Genomic DNA, 19,352 nt, shown 5'->3' with positions numbered 1-19,352 from the left:
GCTAGGCTTCTTCAATACAGATGGCGATATCTTTAACTTCATAAATCCGCAGGCCATCTTTACTCAAGTTGGCATCGCCCATAATGATGCGTTTGCCATTGTCGTCTGTCACGCAGGTAATGTGCACATCTAGCGACATCTGCTTGTTTAATGGGTTAATTTGACCGCGATACTTCCATTTGATATCCGATAAAATCTGCCCGAATTTTGGATTGTTAAAGCCCGCGCCAAGGTCTTGGTCAATCGCATAGGTTTGCATCAGCTCGATAATGGCTTCAACCCCTAATGAGCCTGGCATCACAGGATCTTGATGGAAATGGAATTGGAAGAACCAATCACTCGGGTCAATGGTGCGCTCGGCGTATAAATAGCCAAGGCCCGCTTTACCGCCGGCTTTCACGATTTCAGCCTTGTCGATAAAGTTAAGTTGACCGCCCGCTAAACGGTAATGTGGCTGACCTTGTGGTGCATTAAAGCTGCGATGTTGTTTATCTAACAGATTGATTTGGCTATCGGCGGCTATGCCATTTTGCACATGCCAAGGCTGAGTGATCTTGCCGTTGTCTATGCCTAACTGGTTTTTCAGCGCATCGCCCTTGAAGTAACCAAATACCGCTTTCCCTTGATAGAAAGGCTCGCCATCGCAGCTTAATTCAAAACTAAAATTCTGAATGATGTTACTGCCAGCAATCACAGTCGATAACAAACGTGAGTCGTTCACTATGGTTTTGCCACGTAAATCCACATGGCGCAGCAGCTTACCGTTGCCGTCTAAGTTACGGAAGAACAGCTCTTGGCCGGGGAAGCCCAAGGTAGTGCCCATATAGCCTGAGATAAAGCCGTTTGGCTGCAGTGATATTTCCATTAGCACTGAATAGGGCATCACGGCGTGATGACTGTTTTTATTGTAATACCAAGCATTTGCAGGCACTTCGTATTCGGCGATACACGAAGAAGGCTTTTTCAGCTCGCCGCGTTTGCCGTCAATCGCAATGACGCGAGTCGTGAGCTGCAAATCACCGCAAGGCGTGCGCGGTGGAATTAGGCCGCGATAGATGCTGAAATCGGGGCCGAAGCAGTTTTCGATATCGCCCGTGGCAAATTCGAACATGTGATACGGCGTGAACGGCAGGGTATCGGGCACGCGGTTGGCATACTTTGAATCCGCAGGCGCGACTGGAGCAGGCACATGCTTAAGCGGCACTACGCCTTTATTGGTTGGCGCAGTTAAATCAGGCAACTGTGCCATCAGTGGCGCCGCTAACGATACTGATGTTGTTGAAACCAACGGCGCAGCCGAAACAGCATTTTTAGCTACATTTCTAGTCGTATTGTTAGCTGTGCTGTTGGCATTATCCGCGAGGTAGCGGGTGCATTCGGCTTCTTCTTTGATCATCACTCCAAGGTTTTGGAAATCCACGACCACTTTGCCATTGAGCAAAATATCGATATTCGCCTTAGCATACGGGCGCGGGCTCATACCGATTTCGGTGATTTCCATGCGATAGGTGAGCAGGCCAGATTGCGGCAAAACTTGACCGCGACAGCGCACTTTTTGTGACGCATTTTCTAGCGGTTGGAAACGACCGTCTTTTACACCGAGGTGCATCCCAATATGCAGCATAAAGAATTGCAGTAATTGACCACAGCCTTCGGCCATTAACGATCCCGCCATCACTTGGTCGCCCTTGAAATGACACGGGAAATACCAATGATCAGCTTCGAGCTGCTTATGGCCTTGAACTGAGCCTAAGCCCCACGCGCCGCCATGCACCTCAAGATTGCTGACTTGTTCAATCATCAGGAATTTTTCGGATGCAAAACATAAAGAGGGCTGCAAACCATATTGGGCTTGATTCGCCGCATGGGCGCCGCCAAAACAGCCACCGATATCCGCGCCGAGCAGTTTATGGATTTGGCTGTAATCAAATTGGTTTTGCGCGCAATCAAGCAGCGGATTAAAGCGCGGTTTATTCGGATTATTCAAGGCGAGGTTGCGCGCTTTGATTTCAGCTTCGGTGTGAATAACACCTTTGCCGTCGGCCAGCTCTTTATCGGTGAAGAAGCCGGCACAGCCGCCATCCATTTTCAGGATCAGCTTGTCGCCCACGAAACATTCGTAGGAGAAGAAGAACAATAGGGTATCGCCATTGCGGGCAAAGTGATTGATGGAAATATCGTAGCGCAGGGTGTCGCCACCGCGCGGTAAGTCGCCAAGGAAGGTCAGGGTGCAATCGAGCAGGCGATAAACGCGCTCGCCCTTGTTTTCAAAATCGATACCTAAGTAGCTGATCAGCATCAAGTCGCATTGACCCGATTCGACCGCCACGGCCCAAGGGATTTGGCCATCGACCAAATACGGCGCGTCCACAGGAATATCGTATTCCGTGGTCATAGTGCAAGGCTGATATTGGTTCATCTGGGCGTTTAATTTCGTTACCCGAGATACCAGCAAATAGTCAGTCGTTGGCAGGCGTACACGACGCGAATAGCTGTCGATAATGGCGTAATCTGGGCCAAATACTTTAGCAATATCACCTTCGGCGTACTCGACTAAATCTGCATAATCCCAAATGCAAGGCTTGCTTATCGGTGTTGGCGGCGTGTACTCAGGCACTTTTGCATGATTGGGATAAAGCACTGGATGTGGAAGAACCGCTGTCGCAGATGCCTGAACAATGGCTTGCTGTTGTACTGGCGCAGCTTGGCCATTGACGGCTAACTCGCTGGCAAGCTGGGCTTTCATCAAGGCATCGGCTAGTTTCAAGCCTTCAGCACGGCTTTGTAAAAAGGCTAAATGGGCTTCACGGGCGAGTTGCTGATTGCTTAAAAATGCCGCGTCTTTTAGCTCTGCTTGAGTGGCGTTTTTATTGGTGCTTAGGGCATTAATTGGCATGCTGCTTAATGTCTCTTTTTGTTGAGCCGTGGTTGGGCTGCTTGTTGCAAAGCTATTCGTGTCTTTGCTCGCTATTTGGGCCAAATGTTTGCGTTGGCTGCGCGCTGGCAGTGCTGTCATGGCTTGGGCTTTTTGTTGTATAGCATCAAGGTCTGCGAGCGGCGTATCTAGGATATGCTGATAGATATCGCGGCCACCGAGCGTTACTTGTTTTATTAAGTGTTTTTGCTCAGAAAGCGTTAAATCTTGTTCAAGCCTTTGCTGCAAATTGTATGCTTGCGTGGCACTTTGGCTGAGCAGTAACTGCGAGCATTTACCTTGGCTAAACGTGGCAACGAGCGCGTGCTGCTGAGCTTGAGAAGAATGCTTGTTAAGTTGCGCTTGATTTTTAAGCTGCACCTGATTTTTAAGCTGAAGCAGCGCGCTCAAAATACTCGCCATTCCCGCAGCGGCAAAGTTGTGGCCTAGGGTATCAGCGGCTTGGCTGCGCTGGTTCACACTCGGCAGCAGGGTATTGAGTACCAACTCTGAATCGGCAAGTTGCTCAACCGCAATACTGGTTTCAATCAAGCAAATCTGGCTGCTATTCACCTTGGCTTGGGTTAGCAAGTCATCGCAAATACGCGCAGCGTTGCTGTGACCTTGTGGGTCACACATAGGGCCAAACACTTGGCCGCTGATGTGACCATAACTGTCGCCATAGCTGCTATTGGCATTAGCATTGTCAGCGGCATTACTTGGCTGGGCTGCACTTGATTGCGTTGTCGTGAGCACTAACGCGCCTGCACCTTCACCGACTTTCCAACCAGTGTCAGTTGCATTAAATGCCACTGGCGATACGGCGTTTTTGAGGATCACTTGCTCTAGACTGCCACTTAAATCGACGGCGGCGATCACCACTGCATCTAAGGATTCTTGGGACAAGAGGTTTTCGGCCACATCTATACAGCGGGCGACCGATTGCTCCGCCGCCGAAATGGTAAAGGCAGGGCCGTTAAAGTCCCAAAGGGATGCGATACGTGACGCCATGATGTTGCCAATAAAACTGGTGTATTGGTTCAGTTTGGCGGCATCGAGCACACTGTCCATGGCGATTTTTTCAAGGGCGAGATACTCGGCTTGCGTGAGTGTTATCCCTTGTTTTTTAAGACTGTCTGCCAGTTGGGTGTGTAGATTTACGCGGCCACGGAACTGGTGTAATTCGAGTTCAGTTTCCATCGCCACTAATACGGCCACCTTGCCACCGGGTTTTAGATTGGCATCACGGATCGCTTCATCGGCCACTTTGATCAGCAGCAGTTGCTGGGAGATCAGGCGGTCATCCTCATTGGGCGGCACTTTAAAGCGCAGGAAGTCAAAATCGAACTGGTCGATATATGCGCCTTGCGGTACAGCAGGCAAGCCAAAGTTAGCTAAGATCTCAGGATGTTTATCTAAGCCTTTCCAACGTTTAGCGGGCAGCGGGATAAAGGCATGTTGCCGAGCATGAATCGTGTTATCCAGTGCATTTATGGAGGATAAAGGCCCGAAGTGTGATGCTAAGCCAATGATATTTAATGGTGTATGTTGGTAGCTTACTGTGGCAGCACTCTGCTGACGCTTACTACTGGTATTTGCCGCTGCATAGGATTCCAGCAATAAATGCGCGTTACAGCCGCCAAAACCAAACACGGAAACACCTGCGTGGCGGCGGTCATTACCGACTTTATCGGGCCACGCATGCAGTTCTGTCGGTAGATTTTTAGCGCTAAACAAACCCTTAGGCGAGGATATCGGCGCTGATAAGTTAATACTTGGCGGCAGTCGACCCGAGCGCATGGCAAAAATCATCTTCATGATCCCCGGCATGCCCGCGGCTGTGAGTAAATGGCCTAAGTTGGATTTTGCCGAACCGATCAGCGGCACCGCAGAGCCCGCGAGTTTGTCCTCAAAAAAGCGTTCCATCGAAGCGAGTTCGACCTTATCCCCAAGCGGCGTGCCTGTGGCATGGCATTCAATCACTTCGATATTGGCAGGCAGTGTGTTTGCGGCACTATAGGCGCGCTCGAAGGCTTGCACTTGGCCCTTGCTGTTGGGGCTTAATACAAACTGGCCTTTACCGTCGTTCGACAAACCAATGCCGCTAACGACGGCATAGATGTTATCGCCATCGCGCTCGGCATCTTCTAAGCGTTTTAAGACTAACACCCCAGCGCCTTCTCCAGCGAATAAGCCTTTGCTGTTGCTATCAAAGGGCGCTGAAATACCGTGATCTGGGTAGGCGTGGAAAATTGAGAATCCCATGTTGATAAAAAAGGGATCGGCGCCCGATACTGCGCCCGCAAGCATCATATCGGCCTTGCCAGTTGTTAGGTAATCGCAGGCGAGTTTGAGTGCATAAACCGAGCTGGCGCAGGCGGCGTCCAGACTCAACTGGGTGCCACCCAAACCGAGTGCATCGCTGACTAGCTTTGAGGCTGTGTGAGCAACGGCGCCATTGGCGACGTTTAAGGCTTGGCTATTGGCATTGAGATCGTTAACTGAGTTGCCAAAGTCAGCCAGCTGAAATGCGCTTTGGTTAAGTTTGTTTTGCAGCGCCTTTTCAACAGTTTGATGATACAGAGGCAAAAACAGTTCGTTGGAGCGGGCGGTGGGGAACGACAAGGTTCCCATTACAATACCTGTGCGCGCCAGTACGGCATCGCTTGGTGCAATCCCTGCGTCTTGCAGGGCTTTACGACTGCAATCGAGTGCCCATAAAAAGCTTTCATCTAACCCGTCAAAGGCGGACTCAGGCAGTTGATAACCCTTGGCATCAAACTCAAAGTGTTGGATGTAGCCGCCTTTATCACAGTAAAAACGGTCAGACTGACCCTGCACACCTTGGTAATCGGCGGGATTGGCATTGAGCTTTTCACGGTTAATTTGGGTGCGAGAGTCTTTTTTATCCAGCAGATTTTGCCAGAAGGTTTGGGGATTATCGGCGTCAGGATACTGAGTCGCAAGACCGACAATCGCAATTTTTGACGCACTTTTTGATGCGCGGTTTGACGCAATGGTAGGCACGTTAGTTTTATCAATCGTAGGGGAATGCTGAGAACTCACTGGGGTTCTCCTTTTGGTGATACAGCTGATGATAAAGGGGCTGCATTAGCACTTAATGGCTGAATAAGCGGCGCGAGCGAAAGCGGTACTCTGTGGCTTATCAGCTGAGCTAAACACTTGAGTAAGCTGGTAATCGCATCAGCACCCTTGGCATTGCAAGCAATGGCGGCTGTTGCCTCGTTCGCCGTGCTTTGGCCTGCATGGGCATGGCTGATTTTATCTATGAGTGTGCTGGTTTGCCTATCGGCGCCCACTTCGACAAACAGTCTTGCCCCTTGCTTAGTGGCATTTTGAATGAGCGCACTAAAGTCGAGTGGCGAACAAAAGGTATCGGCAATCGCGCGGCCAATGCTGTGACTATCCACGGTTACTGGCGCAGTTTGCGCTGCGCTGATAAAGCGAATAGGCGAGCCATGTGCTGCCGCTTCCAGCGCCTTAGGTTTCAGTGCCTCAGGTTTCACTGCTTGAGTATAGAAATCTTGTACTTGCCCATGGACTAACATGGCAGGTGCGGTATGCATTGCCGTGACGCGATTGGCGGCAATCCCACGCTTACCTAACTTTGCAAGTAGGGCTTTACAGCTTGTTTCGCAGCCGGCAATAACGCAAGTATCACCTTGAATGATGGCTAAGTAGGCGCGAGGGAACTCTGGCAGTAATGCTTTGATTTCCTTGCTATCGGCGCGCACCACAAAGCTATTCCACACTATGGATTCATTATCCTTAAGCTGCCATGCTCGGCGCACTGCGGTTAGCTCGCCAGAAATGGCATGGTTGAAAATATCGCTATTTTCGGTGGCGTTGATCATAGCATGGGGTGTTTGCCACACATCTAGGCTGGCCCACATGGCTGCTTCGCCCATTGAGTAACCGAGCGCCATTTTAGGCTTAATATTAAAGACTTGGGTCAACAGTTTAGTGAATAGATAACTGGCCCCCACACCACTAATCGCTTGCTGGCTTAAGCTCATGCTTGCTGCGGTTTTAATATTCTCGGCATAAATCTGCGGTGATTGCAGCATGGCGCTTAAATCGCCTTCACGCTCCAGTTGGTGATACAGCGCGGGGAAATACTCATGCAAGTTATTGAACATATTGGCGTAAACAGTGCCAACGCCGGGGTATACAAAGGTAAGTCCTGCATCCCCTAGCGGCTTAGCGGTGAAACAGCTACCCGCTGGCGTTTTAAAGTGTTGACCATGATGACGAACAGCATCACTTTCAAGCGCCGAAAGCATAGCTTTGGCTTCAAGTTTGAGGTCATCAATTGATGCCGCCATCAAGACTAATGCCAGTGGTGCGTTGGCATCATAGCGTTCAAACCAAGGTTTGAGATATTCCGCGTGAAAGCCTACGCCATTTTCCAGAGTGTTAACTAGTTGCAATACTTGCGCGATGAGTGAATCAATATTGTCAGCACTTATCGGCACAAACAGCCGGTTTTCATCAACAAGAGCTTTGGGCGCGATAACTTGTGTGCCTTGGGTCAGCACTAGGCTCTGGCAAATATCTTGGCCTGAATCCAGCAAGGTATCTGCTGGGTTTGATGTTGTTGCCGCTAGATTCTTTGTTACAAGATTTAGACATAAAACCCGCGCTTGATGTTGGTCGCTAAACCAATAGCCAGTTTGATTATTTTCCCCTTCTTTACCATGAAGCGGCGCTTGTGTTCGCGCCGCGAGGGCGGTTACGCCTTGGCGCAGCGCAACAAAGGCCCCGTTGAGAGTGTTGGCGACGAGTTGATGCTGAATGGTTTGTGCAGGGCTGCGCTTTGCCGCTACTAACGCCGCATTTACAACACCTGTAGTTTGATTGCCAGCGGCAAAGCCAGCAATAAACGCGTGGGCGTGAAGACGCAGTTTGGCGGCGCGTAAACCATCAAGCAAATACAGGGACTGAGTCAAAGGCTGGGGCAGATTGCCATCATTGAATTTAAGTTCAACGAGCTTGCCTTGCTCAATGGCTGTTGTTGCTTGGCTTAATAACGCAGTGAGCGACCTTTGCTCATGCACTGACGGTTCATGATCTGTCGATTGGTTGGCATCGGCAGCGCAAATCTGAACTCTTTCACGTTCCGCAAACGTCCCTAATACTTGGGCTGAGTGAGGATCGAGGTTGACCGCGTCGCCAAGCAACACTGCAATACGCAGTGGCTTGGCAAGCTTTTCAGTCATAGCCGTGTCAGCTATCGACGTTTCAGTTTGGCCGCTATGTAGAGTTGCTAAAGTGTGGGCTAAATTCACTCGACTTTTGCCTCCACGCTTTCAATGGCTTTATTAGCAACTTTATTAGCTAAGAATGCACCGTTAAGGTTTTTGCTGATGGTGACTTTGGCGTTGTTCATCTCGCAGCTTAAGCGGCCATCTTGATGATACAGCGCAATATTGGCTTCAAGGGCACGGCCAGAGTGTTTTACCACATCGAGCACTAGATGACCTGTATCGCCAAAGGCAAATGGCGCATGGGAAATAAACTCACCAATGCTTGATGGCAAACTCGCCGCGCCATATTTGAGTCTCGCCCATACCAGCATCGCCTGCAGCAGCAAATCTTCCGCAAAGGCTTGTGAGCCTTTAGGGGCCAGATTGGGCACAAAACTCCCGCAGTCCGCTAACGCAACATGGGGTAGGCTCACCTTGGCGATTAAGCTCGCATCGTCAAACTTCACCACAGACTCAATACCTTGCAGTCTTGGGCCGTGGAAAAGCGTGCCGTCGCTGTAAAGGCTGCTCGCGGTTGTGATGACAGAAAGTCCTGCCAAACTGTGCGCGTCAAAGGCGGTTGCTTTGCTGTTAGTGGCTAAGTAATCGTTAGCCGCGTCATCAGCAGCATCATCAACGACTAGGATAGCTTGATATTGCGGACGACCTTCAAAGCTGATTAATGCACTGAATTGTCCACTCAAGCACTCGTCAGTATCTTTCGCGGCTTTATCCGTTAACGCAATCGGTGCAAGTTCAAGTTCCAGCGTAATAGGGGCTGCACTTTCTAACACTCCATTTTGTAACACGGCAGTGTCAAAAATAATGCCCTTCAACAGCTTGTAGCTTTGCACTTTGACAGGCTGCTTGAGCACATCAAAGGCGGCTTCACGCATCCACTGAATCGCGCACACAGTGGGTAATACGGGATTACCATTAATGCAGTGATCTTCAATAAAGATCATTGCCTTAGGGTCCAGTGTGCGCTTTAGTTTTACAGCTTTAGGCAAAGCATGCGGATCCGACGCGTCAGTGGTCAGATCCGCTTCAGGCTTTTTTAGATTGCTACCTTGAGTTGCTTGCTCGTCACTTGGAACTGTGCCTTGCATATCAGTACCAACCAGCAATTGTGCGCCTGTGTTGCTCAGTAATTGGCTCGCAAATAACTCAGCACCCGCTTTTAACGGGATCACATAAACACCGCGATCCATAAACATCTTTTTCAGCGCAGGATTCACCATGCCGCCGTCCCACGGACCCCAATCGAAGCTCATCACTTTGGCATTTGGCAGTTGCTGCGCCAGTTGCAGTGCGGCTTTGTTGAGTATGTCGTTGGACATGGCGTAATCGCTTTGGCCAGTATTGCCGTAAAAACCCGCCGCCGAAGAGAATAGGGCAATCAGTTTTAATTTATCTAAATCCAGTGCGGCAAGTAGATTGCTTATACCTGTGACCTTAGTGCCATACACCCGTGCTAACTCATCTAAGGTTTTGTCTTGGATGTGTTTATCGGCGAGTACGCCCGCACCATGGATGATGCCAGTAATAGGCGACAACTCGGTGATCGGCACTATCGTGCTGGCAATCGCATCTAGATTGTTAACATCGAGACTTAAGTACTCAGCGCTCGCGCCCACAGCGGTAAAGGCTTCTAGTGCGGCTGCAATTTCTAGGCTGCTTTGAACTGGCCATACTAAGGCATCCACTTGTTTTGGCGTGGGTTTCTCACCCAAGTTTTGAATGTGGGCAATAGCCGCAGCTTTAAGTTCGCTGTTATTTTTACCCTGTGCCCAAGCGGGAATGGCTTGTTGGCTGCTTCTGCCAGCAAGGATAAAGTGCGCCTTGCTGTGTTTGGCTAAACTTAGCGCACATTCAAAGGTCACACCTTTTGCGCCACCGGTCACCAGTATTTTATCTGCACTCGTCAAGTTTGCTGCGCCGTGGCGGGTATCAGCCTTGCCAGCAACTAAGGTTACGCGCTCAAGTGCTTGGGCTGCGCCTTGGCTAACACCGACTTCTAATACGTTATCGGTTGCAAAGAGCTCAGCGATCACTGCATTGGCCAGTTGCTTGGCATCAAGTGCTGGCGCGATATCTAAGGCGCGGCAATGCACGCTTGGCCACTCGTGGCTCAAGGTTTTCGTTAGACCTGCCAATGCTGCTTGGTTTAACTCGCTGCGGGCAATTTGGCTGTGGTTGAGATAACCAAAACCACCGTCGATACGACTGACGCTGATAAAACTACTACCAGTATTGGCGGTCGCTGCTGTTGTTAAAAACGGTTGTAAGTGCTTGGCGAACAAGAATGCTTGCTCGACGGATGCCTTGGCGACATTCGACAGCACTAAACCTTTAGTATCTGCTGAGTTTTTATGTTGTGGTTGCAGATGAATAAAGCCTGCAACCGTACCTAAGCTTTTGATCTCATTAATTACGGCACCAATGCTGGCATCGTCAATCGCCGCCAATGTGAAGCTGGCAATGTGGCTATTGAGCGGTGATGCACTGGCCACAAGGCTTTCAGGCGAGCGCACAACCACAACCGTTAGACCTTGAGCATGCAATTTTTCGGCAAGTACGCCAGCATTGTGGCCATCATCGCTAATGATAATGCAGGCATCTTTAGCGAAAGTTCGTGCCACAGCTTGTTGCGCTGATTGCTTTGACGATAGTTGCGCTAGCTCAGCCGCCGCTGGCAACTTTTTTAGCACCACCTCGCTATGGGGGGGTAAATCATGTGGCGGTAAATCGATAGTAGGTTCAGGCTGAACGACAGCGCTAACTGGCGCGGCATTCTGGCTTACCGCGTTTTGGCCTAGCTTGTTTTGCATATAGCTAACGATTTCACCTAAGGTGCGACACTCGGCCAGATCTTCAGGATTGAGTTCAGGCAAGCCCGGTAGCTCGTCTTGCACTGTGCCTAAAATTTCAACGCGCTTGATGGAATCTATGCCTAAATCGGCTTCCATATCCATGCTGAGTTCCAGCATTTCAGTGGGATAGCCCGTCTTGTCGGCCACTACTGACATCATGGTTTGTTGGACAAGTGCAGCACTTAAGCCGTTATTTATTGTAGCGGTAACAGTGAGTTGCGCTGCTGTTGTAGTTGAAGTCGAGCCAACCGCAGGTAGTTTGCTGTTCATGTAGTCAACGATTTCACCTAAGGTGCGACACTCGGCCAGATCTTCAGGATTCAGCTCAGGTAAGCCCGGCAGTTCGTCTTGCACTGTACCTAAGATTTCAACGCGCTTGATAGAATCGATACCTAGATCAGCTTCCATATCCATGCTGAGCTCCAACATTTCAGTCGGATAGCCTGTCTTGTCAGCCACCACAGCCATCATGGTTTGTTGTACTAACGCAGCGCTTAAACCGCTGGCGGCAGGCACGGCAGTTGTCACATGAGTTGCTACGATAACTGCGCCCGCTGCAGGCAGCTTGTCATTTTGTGTAAGCTTACTTTGCATGTAGTCAACGATTTCACCCAAGGTGCGACACTCGGCCAAATCTTCTGGGCTGAGCTCAGGTAAACCTGGCAGTTCGTCTTGCACTGTGCCTAGGATTTCAACGCGCTTAATTGAATCGATACCGAGATCGGCTTCCATATCCATGCTGAGCTCCAGCATTTCAGTGGGGTAGCCCGTCTTGTCGGCTACCACTGCCATCATCGTTTGTTGCACTAACGCAGCGCTTAAACCGCTGGCTGCAGGAGTTGTTGGCGCTGTTGTAGAAACGACAACTTGGTCAGCCGCTGGCAATTTGCTGTTCATGTAGTTAACGATTTCACCCAAGGTACGGCACTCAGCCAAATCTTCTGGGCTGAGCTCTGGTAAACCCGGCAGTTCGTCTTGTACTGTACCTAAAATTTCAACGCGCTTAATGGAATCGATACCGAGATCGGCTTCCATATCCATGCTGAGCTCCAGCATTTCAGTCGGATAGCCTGTCTTGCCAGCCACCACAGCCATCATGGTTTGTTGTACTAACGTAGTGCTTAAACCGTTAACGGCAGGTGCGGCTGTTGCCACTTGAGTTGCCACATTTGCAGCAGTAATAGGCGCTACGATAATTGAACCCACTGCTGGAAGCTTGTCATTTTGTGTAAGCTTACTTTGCATATAGTCAACGATTTCACCTAAGGTACGACACTCTGCCAGATCTTCTGGGCTGAGTTCAGGTAAGCCCGGCAGTTCGTCTTGTACTGTGCCTAAAATTTCAACGCGCTTGATGGAGTCGATACCTAAATCGGCTTCCATATCCATGCCAAGTTCCAGCATTTCAGTGGGGTAGCCTGTTTTATCGGCAACCACAGCCATCATGGTTTGTTGAACAAGTGCAGCACTTAAGCCGCTCGTTGCTGGTGCCGCAGGTGTCACTTCTGGCATCACTACAGCAGGCATGACTAATGCAGGAGCGGCAGGCGCAACTTGTACAGTCACAGCAGGTGAATAAGCAACGGGAGCGGTTTGCACAACAGGCGTGCTAACCGCTGGTCTCGTTGCAACAGCTTGAGTCACTGGTGCGGCATTGTGTACCACTGACGTTGCAACCGGCGCAGTTGCTCGTGGCTGACTTGCAACCGCTGGGGTAAAGTTAATCGGCGCATTGTTTAGCATGGTCAAGGCCGCTTGGCTGCCACTGCTTTGCAGTTGCATAAATTCGGCGTGGCTTTGCAGGGTTTGTGCTTGATGCTGGTGGAACATTTCCATCGAGCGTTGCAGGCTTTCAGGGATTGCAATGCCAAGGCTTGCCATCTTGGCTTGTTCTGTCATCAGTGTCGTGAAAGTATCGCCGTATTGCTGTGGGATAGCTAAAAACTGCTGATGTAACTGAGCCGCTTGAGATTGTGCGCTGAAAAATGCCGTTAACGCATCGCTGCTGACGCTTGCTGTACTTGGATTCAATTGCGCCGTCGCTTGTTGCTGGTGATTGCTTAAGCCTTGCGTCACGCTTGGGGATGTTTGTTTCATTTCAACAGTTGCCACTTGATTCGCTTCCACTTCTATTATTTTTTCAACAACTTTTTCGACGATGACTTCTTTCTCAACGATTTTTTCGACTTCTCTTTCGACAACCGTTTCAACGATGCGATCCACATATTGCACTTGGCTAGTCACGCTGCCTGTGGCGAGGGATTTAGCCATCTTAGCTTTGGTTGCAGCACTAATATGGTTAGTGGCAGTGAGTTTGATGTTCATCGCTGATGGCGCTTCACGTTCGGCAATTTCTTGTGACGTGACGGCTTGATAGGGGTCAACCTTAGTTAACGCCACACCGGCTACCGCGAGTTGCACTGCGGCTAAGCGTAATTGACTGTCACTGTCGCCCTTAGGATTCGGGTTCATGCTGACAAGGCAAAGCTCATTTAAGTGTTCGCCTAAGGTATTTTCAACTAACTTTTGCAGTATGTTCTTAGGGCCAAACTCAACAAACACACGGGCGCCAGCGTCATACATGGCCTGCAGTTGTTCGCTAAAGCGAACTGATTGCAGCATGTGTTGTTTGAATTCTGCTTTAATCGCTTTGCCATCGCTTGGGTGCAATTGACCTGTGCTGTTGGCATAAAGCATTACTTTTGGTGCGCTAAATTTTGCTTTATCAATGGCTTTGGCAAAGGGTTTTTGTGCGTGTCCAACCAATGGGGTATGGAACGCGCCTGAGACAGACAGGGCAATTGCTTTAAAGCCCAGTTCGCTAATGGCTTTCGCGGCCAGCTGAGTTTGCTCTGTGCCACCTGCGATGACTAATTGCGTCGGCGCGTTGTAGTTGGCAATTTTAACGCCATCAAACTGGGCTAAACAGCTATTGATCGCATCGATATCATTCTTTTGCTTAAGAATAATCGCGAACATGGTTCCTAAATCAACTTGAGTCCCAGTATCGCTCGGCACTTGCGCCATGGCATGCCCACGGGCGAAGGCCAGTTCGACGTAATCTTCATTGGAAATCACGCCTGCCGCGCAAAGGGCTGACAATTCACCAAAGCTATGACCCGCCACCATATCGGGTGCAAAACCCGCTTGCGTTAATAGCGAATATTGCGCCATTGAAACCGCGCCTATGGCGCTTTGGGCGAACAGGGTATTGGTCAGCGCCGCTTCTTGGGCTTTAACTGCATCGGCATCGAATGCCGGAATAGGGTAAAGGATGTTCGATAACGGCGTTTGGCCGTGGTGAGCAAATACCTTATCGCTGGCCGTCACTTGTTGGCGCATTTCCGGGAAATGGCAGGCGAGTTCGCGGCCCATGTTCAGGTACTGTGAACCTTGACCGGCAAACAGGGCAGCCACTTTATTGGAGTCATTCTTGCTATTGGTTTCAGTGACTAAAGCTTTTGCGCGGTAGCTGATGCCAGAAGGTAATTGCCACGCCTCGCTTGCACTGGTTTCTAGGTGCCCGCTTTCTAAATGCGCAATCGATTGATTTAACTGAGCTTGCAGCTGAGCGATATCCTTAGCCACAAAACCTAAACGGGCATCTGTGCTTGCCAGTGCGCGCAACGGATATTGTTGAGCGATAGCGTTTAGGCTCGCAGCGCTGCTCTTATTCGCGTTTGCACTCGTGTTCACGCTTTGGCTCAGCGCAGCTTTTAACTCGCTAAGCAGCGCGTTTTTATTGGCGGCGGCAAATAATAGTGTCTGCGGCACACTGCGCTGACGATATTGCTCGTCACGGCTGTGCTCAGGTTTGTATTCTTCTAATACAAGATGGAAGTTCGTGCCGCCAAAACCAAAGGAGCTTACACCTGCACGGCGCGGCGTTGCATCAGCGCGCTGGAACCATGGGCGAGTTTCGGTATTTAAATAGAATGGCGAACTTTCGATATTCAGTTTTGGATTAGGCTTGCTAACGTTAATGGTCGCAGGCAATACCTTGTGGTGCAGCGCTAGCGCGGCTTTGATCACCCCCGCAGTGCCCGCAGTGGATTTAGTGTGGCCCACTTGGGATTTCACTGAACCTAACGCGATATGTTGATTTGTGTCGTTGCCTTGGGCAAATACCGATTTTAAGCCATTGAATTCAGCCACATCACCTGCGGCAGTACCCGTGCCATGGGCTTCAACTAAGCCAATGCTGTGCGGGGCAAAACCTGCATCGTCGTAAGCGCGTTCGAGAGCTTTAGCTTGGCCTTCAGGGCGCGGCGCATAAATACTCTTAAACTTACCGTCCGATGAGGCGCCAACGCCTTTGATGACGGCATAAATTCGGTCGCCATCGCGCTCGGCATCTTCAAGGCGTTTAAGCGCGACCATGCCGATCCCTTCGCCGATCATCATGCCTTTTGAATCGATATCAAAGGGTTGAATGGTTTCGTTAGTGGTGAAGGCTGGCGTTTTTGAGAAGCTCATGTACATGGACGGCGAGTTATCGGTACAGACACCGCCGGTTAACATCATGTCGCTGCGACCTTCGGTCAGTTCAGTTAACGCCATACGCATAGCGGCAAGCGAGCCCGCACAGGCAGCATCGACCACACAGTTCATTCCGCCAAAATCAAAACGGTTGGCGATACGGCCTGCAATCACGTTGCCTAAGGACCCAGGGAAAGAGTTCTCTTCCCAGTGGATATATTGGTCTTGGAACTTTTTGATCAGCATTTCGCTGTCTTCATCGCTCAGGCCGCTGCTTTTAAATACTTTTTTCAATACTGGATATTGCAGGCGCGAGTTCAAGCTCTGACTGATTTTTTGACCACCGCCCACGCCTAGGGTGATGCCGATACGGTCACGGTCGTAATCGGTGGGCAGATTGGCGTCGGCAAGCACTTCTTTGGCGACAATCAGCGACAGCAGTTGCGAGGTATCTGTTAGCTCAAGAATATTGGGTGGCAGACCAAATTCCATTGGATTGAAGTCGACTTCTGGTAAAAAACCACCGCGTTTACAGTAGCTTTTATCGGCTTTGCTTTTGTCGGCATCGTAGTAATCCTCGGCGCGCCAATGGGTGTCTGGGATGTCAGTAATGGCATCGATTTTTTCGCTGATCAAATCCCAAAATTTATTTAAATAACGCGAGTTAGCGAAGATGCTGGCCATGCCGACGATGGCAACGGGCATATCTTTTAAACGTTTGTTGAGTCGTTTATCTTTTTTTGACTCAGTCGCAGAATTAGGTACAGAAGGGGTATGGCTCATAAAGAGTCTCCACGGGTCGACCTAGATACGGTGACCTTGTTTTGGGATTTAGCCGCGCTTGTCTTTGGCGTGCCATGGGCACCGGGAAAACGGGCTAAGAAGGTGTGATAGTTGCGAACGAGCAACTTTCGTAAATGAAACGGCCCATGTTTGAGGACATAGGCGATATATCTATTGGTCGCTTGGGTATTGCTGTCTTGATAAATATCGAGGTAAATCCAATCACTTGCTGTGTCTACGCCTAATAGTACTGAGCTTGGAGCTTGCTCAGTGAGCTGCGGCGGTATGGTGAGTGACACCACTTGCACCACAGTATTGCCGTCGGTACTCGGCAATGCGAGCGCCTTAGCCAAGGTTTCTGGATTGACCGTATAGGTTTGGATATCGCTGCCTTGCGTCACAGGCAATTGATTAAAATAGCGTTCGGGGACTTGCGGTGCTTCAAATTCATCGAGCCGCGATATGCCGTAGCGCTTTAAGCAACGGGCAAGGCCGGAGCGCGACACATTGGGATTAATAAAGGTTTGGGTGACGTTGAGCAATCTATCTAAGGTGAGTCTGAGTTGATAGCGTAATCCCACCACCACATATTCTTCCATCGGCGTGAGCGTGGTATTGAGGTGATGGGGCGTGTTCGAACTGTTACTAATGGACTCACGCTTCCGCCATTTACGGACTGTTGCCTCGGTAATATTTAAAATTTTTGCCAGCTGGCTGACGCTCAGATCCGATTGCTGGATAAAGAGTCGCATTTCAGGCGTAGTGGTGGCGTTTCGATGCCGAGGTGCGCTGTCTTTTTTCGCCGCTTGAGTCGTGCTCTTGGGGGCGTAAGACGGCGCTTTAGATTGAGAGTCGCGAGCTGCCATTAATAATAATTATCATCCGACATAATCTATTGGGACTGAGAAGCCATTTTGGCTGAGTCAGCTGTGGCACTCTTGACGAACATAGTGACACTTATCGTAAAACCTGTACTTATCATCTGCATCACTTAATGGGGATGCAGATTACCTGAGGTTTCGGGTCGATACAATCATCTGGGACTGGAATTTATTGGCTTTCGTTGAGTAATGGTATTTTCTGTGCGTTATGTTGGGTTTTCGCTGACCGCTTGGGCTTTTTAATACTTTGATAGTGGAAGAGTTAAATTTTTAGGGGCGATAAAGGCCGCTTTTTTGAGTTCGCGGGGTAAAATAGCCCAATATTGGCTTACGTCCCTTTCGTCATGAATGAGACTGTGCGGCTAAACCTGTTAATTTGGGCGCAAAACCTTGGCGCAATTGCAGCAAAAATTTGCGCTTAGGATGGCGTTCAGAGTCGTTCTAAGAATTGCTCTAATTAGAGTGCTGCTAAGAATTGAACTCGGGCTTAGTTGAAACTATTTAAGATGCATAATGAACTCAGATAACGATGAACCTAGACAATACCGAGATAAGAATGTTGCTAAGTGCTCTCCAAAAAGCCAGACAATGATAACTATCAGCCGCAAGGCTTTGTCCTGCAAGGCCCTCAAATGACCTACTCCAGAACATCTAGCAAAAACGGCGTGAATGTGGATCTATTTTTTATTCCACTGAGCGATATTTCATTGCCGCAAACATCACTCGCTCAGTCTTGGTTAAGTGATGATGAACTCGCCAAGGTCGCGCGTTATCGCGATCCCAAGGCGCAAATAAAGGGATTACAGGTCAGGGCAGCGTTGCGGGCCGTGTTATCTCGCTATGCGGATTTATTGCCACACGAGTGGTGTTTTGAATATGGCGCTAAGGGTAAGCCGAGTTTAACGGCAAAATTGCAACAGCAAACGGGGCTTGAGTTTAACTTAAGCCATAGCGGCGATTGGTTATTGATTGGTGTGACTCAGTTTCATGGTGTTGAGTCTGGTTTATTTGGGGTCGATATTGAAAGATCGCGGCCGAAGACGGATATCTATCCAATCCTAAATCATTATTTTTCTCCCCAAGAAACGTCAGCCTTGCTCGCTCTCGCCGATGAAGCGAGTCAGCGGCAGCGCTTTTTCGATTTATGGGCGTTAAAGGAATCCTATATTAAGGCGACTGGCCTAGGTTTAGCGCAGTCGCTTAAATCCTTCGGCTTTGATCTAAAGCCATTCGAGCAATTGGTGGCCGGATCGGTTGAGCTTAGATGCCAAGATGCAGCGTTGATGCCGTTCTATGGTGTGGCGCCTTTGCTGAGTGTCTATCCTAATATCCCGCTGCAAACCATTGATGCAAGTTCATTGTATTGGCAAACCTATTTTGGGCGTTTGACCGAGGAGTACCGTTTTGCCGTGAGCTTAGGGCATGCAGGTAACACCGAGATTTCCATAATGCTAACGGCGCAATTGAGCAGCATAGAAGCCTTACTTGCCGATTATGGTTAACTGGTCTTATTCATCTTCGGTTAAACATTGCTGGGTATAGTCACGCCCATAATATTTTGAATTTGAATGAAATAAATGAGGTTTAACAATGAAACGGATTAAGTGCCTAATACCTGCCACTATGATGGTGTTGCTATCTGGTTGTGGTTATTTTGGTGGCGATGAAAAGCAGCAATTGGAGCAGGCTTGGTTAGCCCAAGATCCACAGTTGCAGCAAGTGGTTGAGCAAATTCGTGCCAATGGCTTAGATGTTGTGGCTCAAAGCGCGGCAGCAGGCACAGTTTCGGCCTGTGTGGCTGAAAAACTCAGCCAAGATCCGCTGGGTAAGTTAGTCAATGTTGAAGGCTCGCTGGTGGAGTCTGCTAAAGTGGCAGAGCTGCTGGGGGACTTACAGAAAGTAATGGAGCAAGACATCAGTTTTGATCAGGTCGCGAGCTTGCTACAAAAGGGCGCCGATGCGGCGGCCTATGCTAAAAGTCTTATCGAGCAACAAGGTTTAGATCAAGCCTTACAAAGCCTTAAGCAAATGGTGACCGCGAGTGAGCAATTTGCCCAGCAAGACTTAGGCGCGCATTTTCAGCAGTTATTGCTTGAGTGCAAAACTTCAGTCCCAACGCCAGAGTCTGCGAATTAATTCTCTTACTTTAATCTAG

Annotated in this window: 6 protein-coding genes; 2 read left to right on the top strand and 4 right to left on the bottom strand. The window is 49.6% G+C overall.

What is annotated here, in order from left to right; translation table 11 throughout:
* Position 1: 1 nt before the first annotated feature.
* From CKQ84_RS00655 to CKQ84_RS00640, 4 genes are read right to left on the bottom strand one after another with little or no spacing between them, the layout of a single operon-like run.
* The gene (locus CKQ84_RS00655) at positions 2–5,980 is read right to left on the bottom strand and encodes a beta-ketoacyl synthase N-terminal-like domain-containing protein (protein WP_105249741.1); all 5,979 of its coding nucleotides are present in this window, start codon (positions 5,978–5,980) and stop codon (positions 2–4) included.
* Complete coding sequence (locus tag CKQ84_RS00650; RefSeq protein ID WP_105249740.1) at positions 5,977–8,223, bottom strand: PfaB family protein; 2,247 nt, start codon at positions 8,221–8,223, stop codon at positions 5,977–5,979. The genes CKQ84_RS00655 and CKQ84_RS00650 overlap by 4 nt, the downstream gene beginning before the upstream one ends.
* Entirely contained in the window at positions 8,220–16,316 is an 8,097-nt protein-coding gene (locus CKQ84_RS00645; protein ID WP_105249739.1) for a type I polyketide synthase, read from the bottom strand. Before CKQ84_RS00645 ends, CKQ84_RS00650 begins: the two co-directional genes overlap by 4 nt.
* Complete coding sequence (locus CKQ84_RS00640) at positions 16,313–17,182, bottom strand: helix-turn-helix domain-containing protein (RefSeq protein WP_105249738.1); 870 nt, start codon at positions 17,180–17,182, stop codon at positions 16,313–16,315. The genes CKQ84_RS00645 and CKQ84_RS00640 overlap by 4 nt, the downstream gene beginning before the upstream one ends.
* A gap of 647 nt (positions 17,183–17,829) precedes the next feature.
* On the opposite strand from CKQ84_RS00640, the gene CKQ84_RS00635 reads away from it, so the two are divergent.
* Together CKQ84_RS00635 and CKQ84_RS00630 are read left to right on the top strand one after the other, a co-directional pair.
* Complete coding sequence (locus CKQ84_RS00635; protein ID WP_105252967.1) at positions 17,830–18,699, top strand: 4'-phosphopantetheinyl transferase superfamily protein; 870 nt, start codon at positions 17,830–17,832, stop codon at positions 18,697–18,699.
* Positions 18,700–18,787: 88 nt separating this feature from the next.
* A complete protein-coding gene (locus CKQ84_RS00630; RefSeq protein ID WP_105249737.1) occupies positions 18,788–19,333 on the top strand; it encodes a hypothetical protein in 546 nt (181 codons plus the stop codon).
* Positions 19,334–19,352 lie beyond the last annotated feature (19 nt).

Source organism: Shewanella sp. WE21 (assembly GCF_002966515.1).
Lineage (GTDB): Bacteria > Pseudomonadota > Gammaproteobacteria > Enterobacterales > Shewanellaceae > Shewanella > Shewanella oncorhynchi.
The sequence above is the reverse complement of the archived record's forward strand: the minus strand, read 5'-3'. Positions and strand labels throughout refer to the sequence as shown.

Coding starts and splice junctions, on each gene's coding strand:
- CKQ84_RS00645 (WP_105249739.1), bottom strand. CDS start 16,316: ATGAGCCATACCCCTTCTGTACCTAATTCTGCGACTGAGTCAAAAAAA.
- CKQ84_RS00640 (WP_105249738.1), bottom strand. CDS start 17,182: ATGGCAGCTCGCGACTCTCAATCTAAAGCGCCGTCTTACGCCCCCAAG.
- CKQ84_RS00635 (WP_105252967.1), top strand. CDS start 17,830: ATGACCTACTCCAGAACATCTAGCAAAAACGGCGTGAATGTGGATCTA.
- CKQ84_RS00630 (WP_105249737.1), top strand. CDS start 18,788: ATGAAACGGATTAAGTGCCTAATACCTGCCACTATGATGGTGTTGCTA.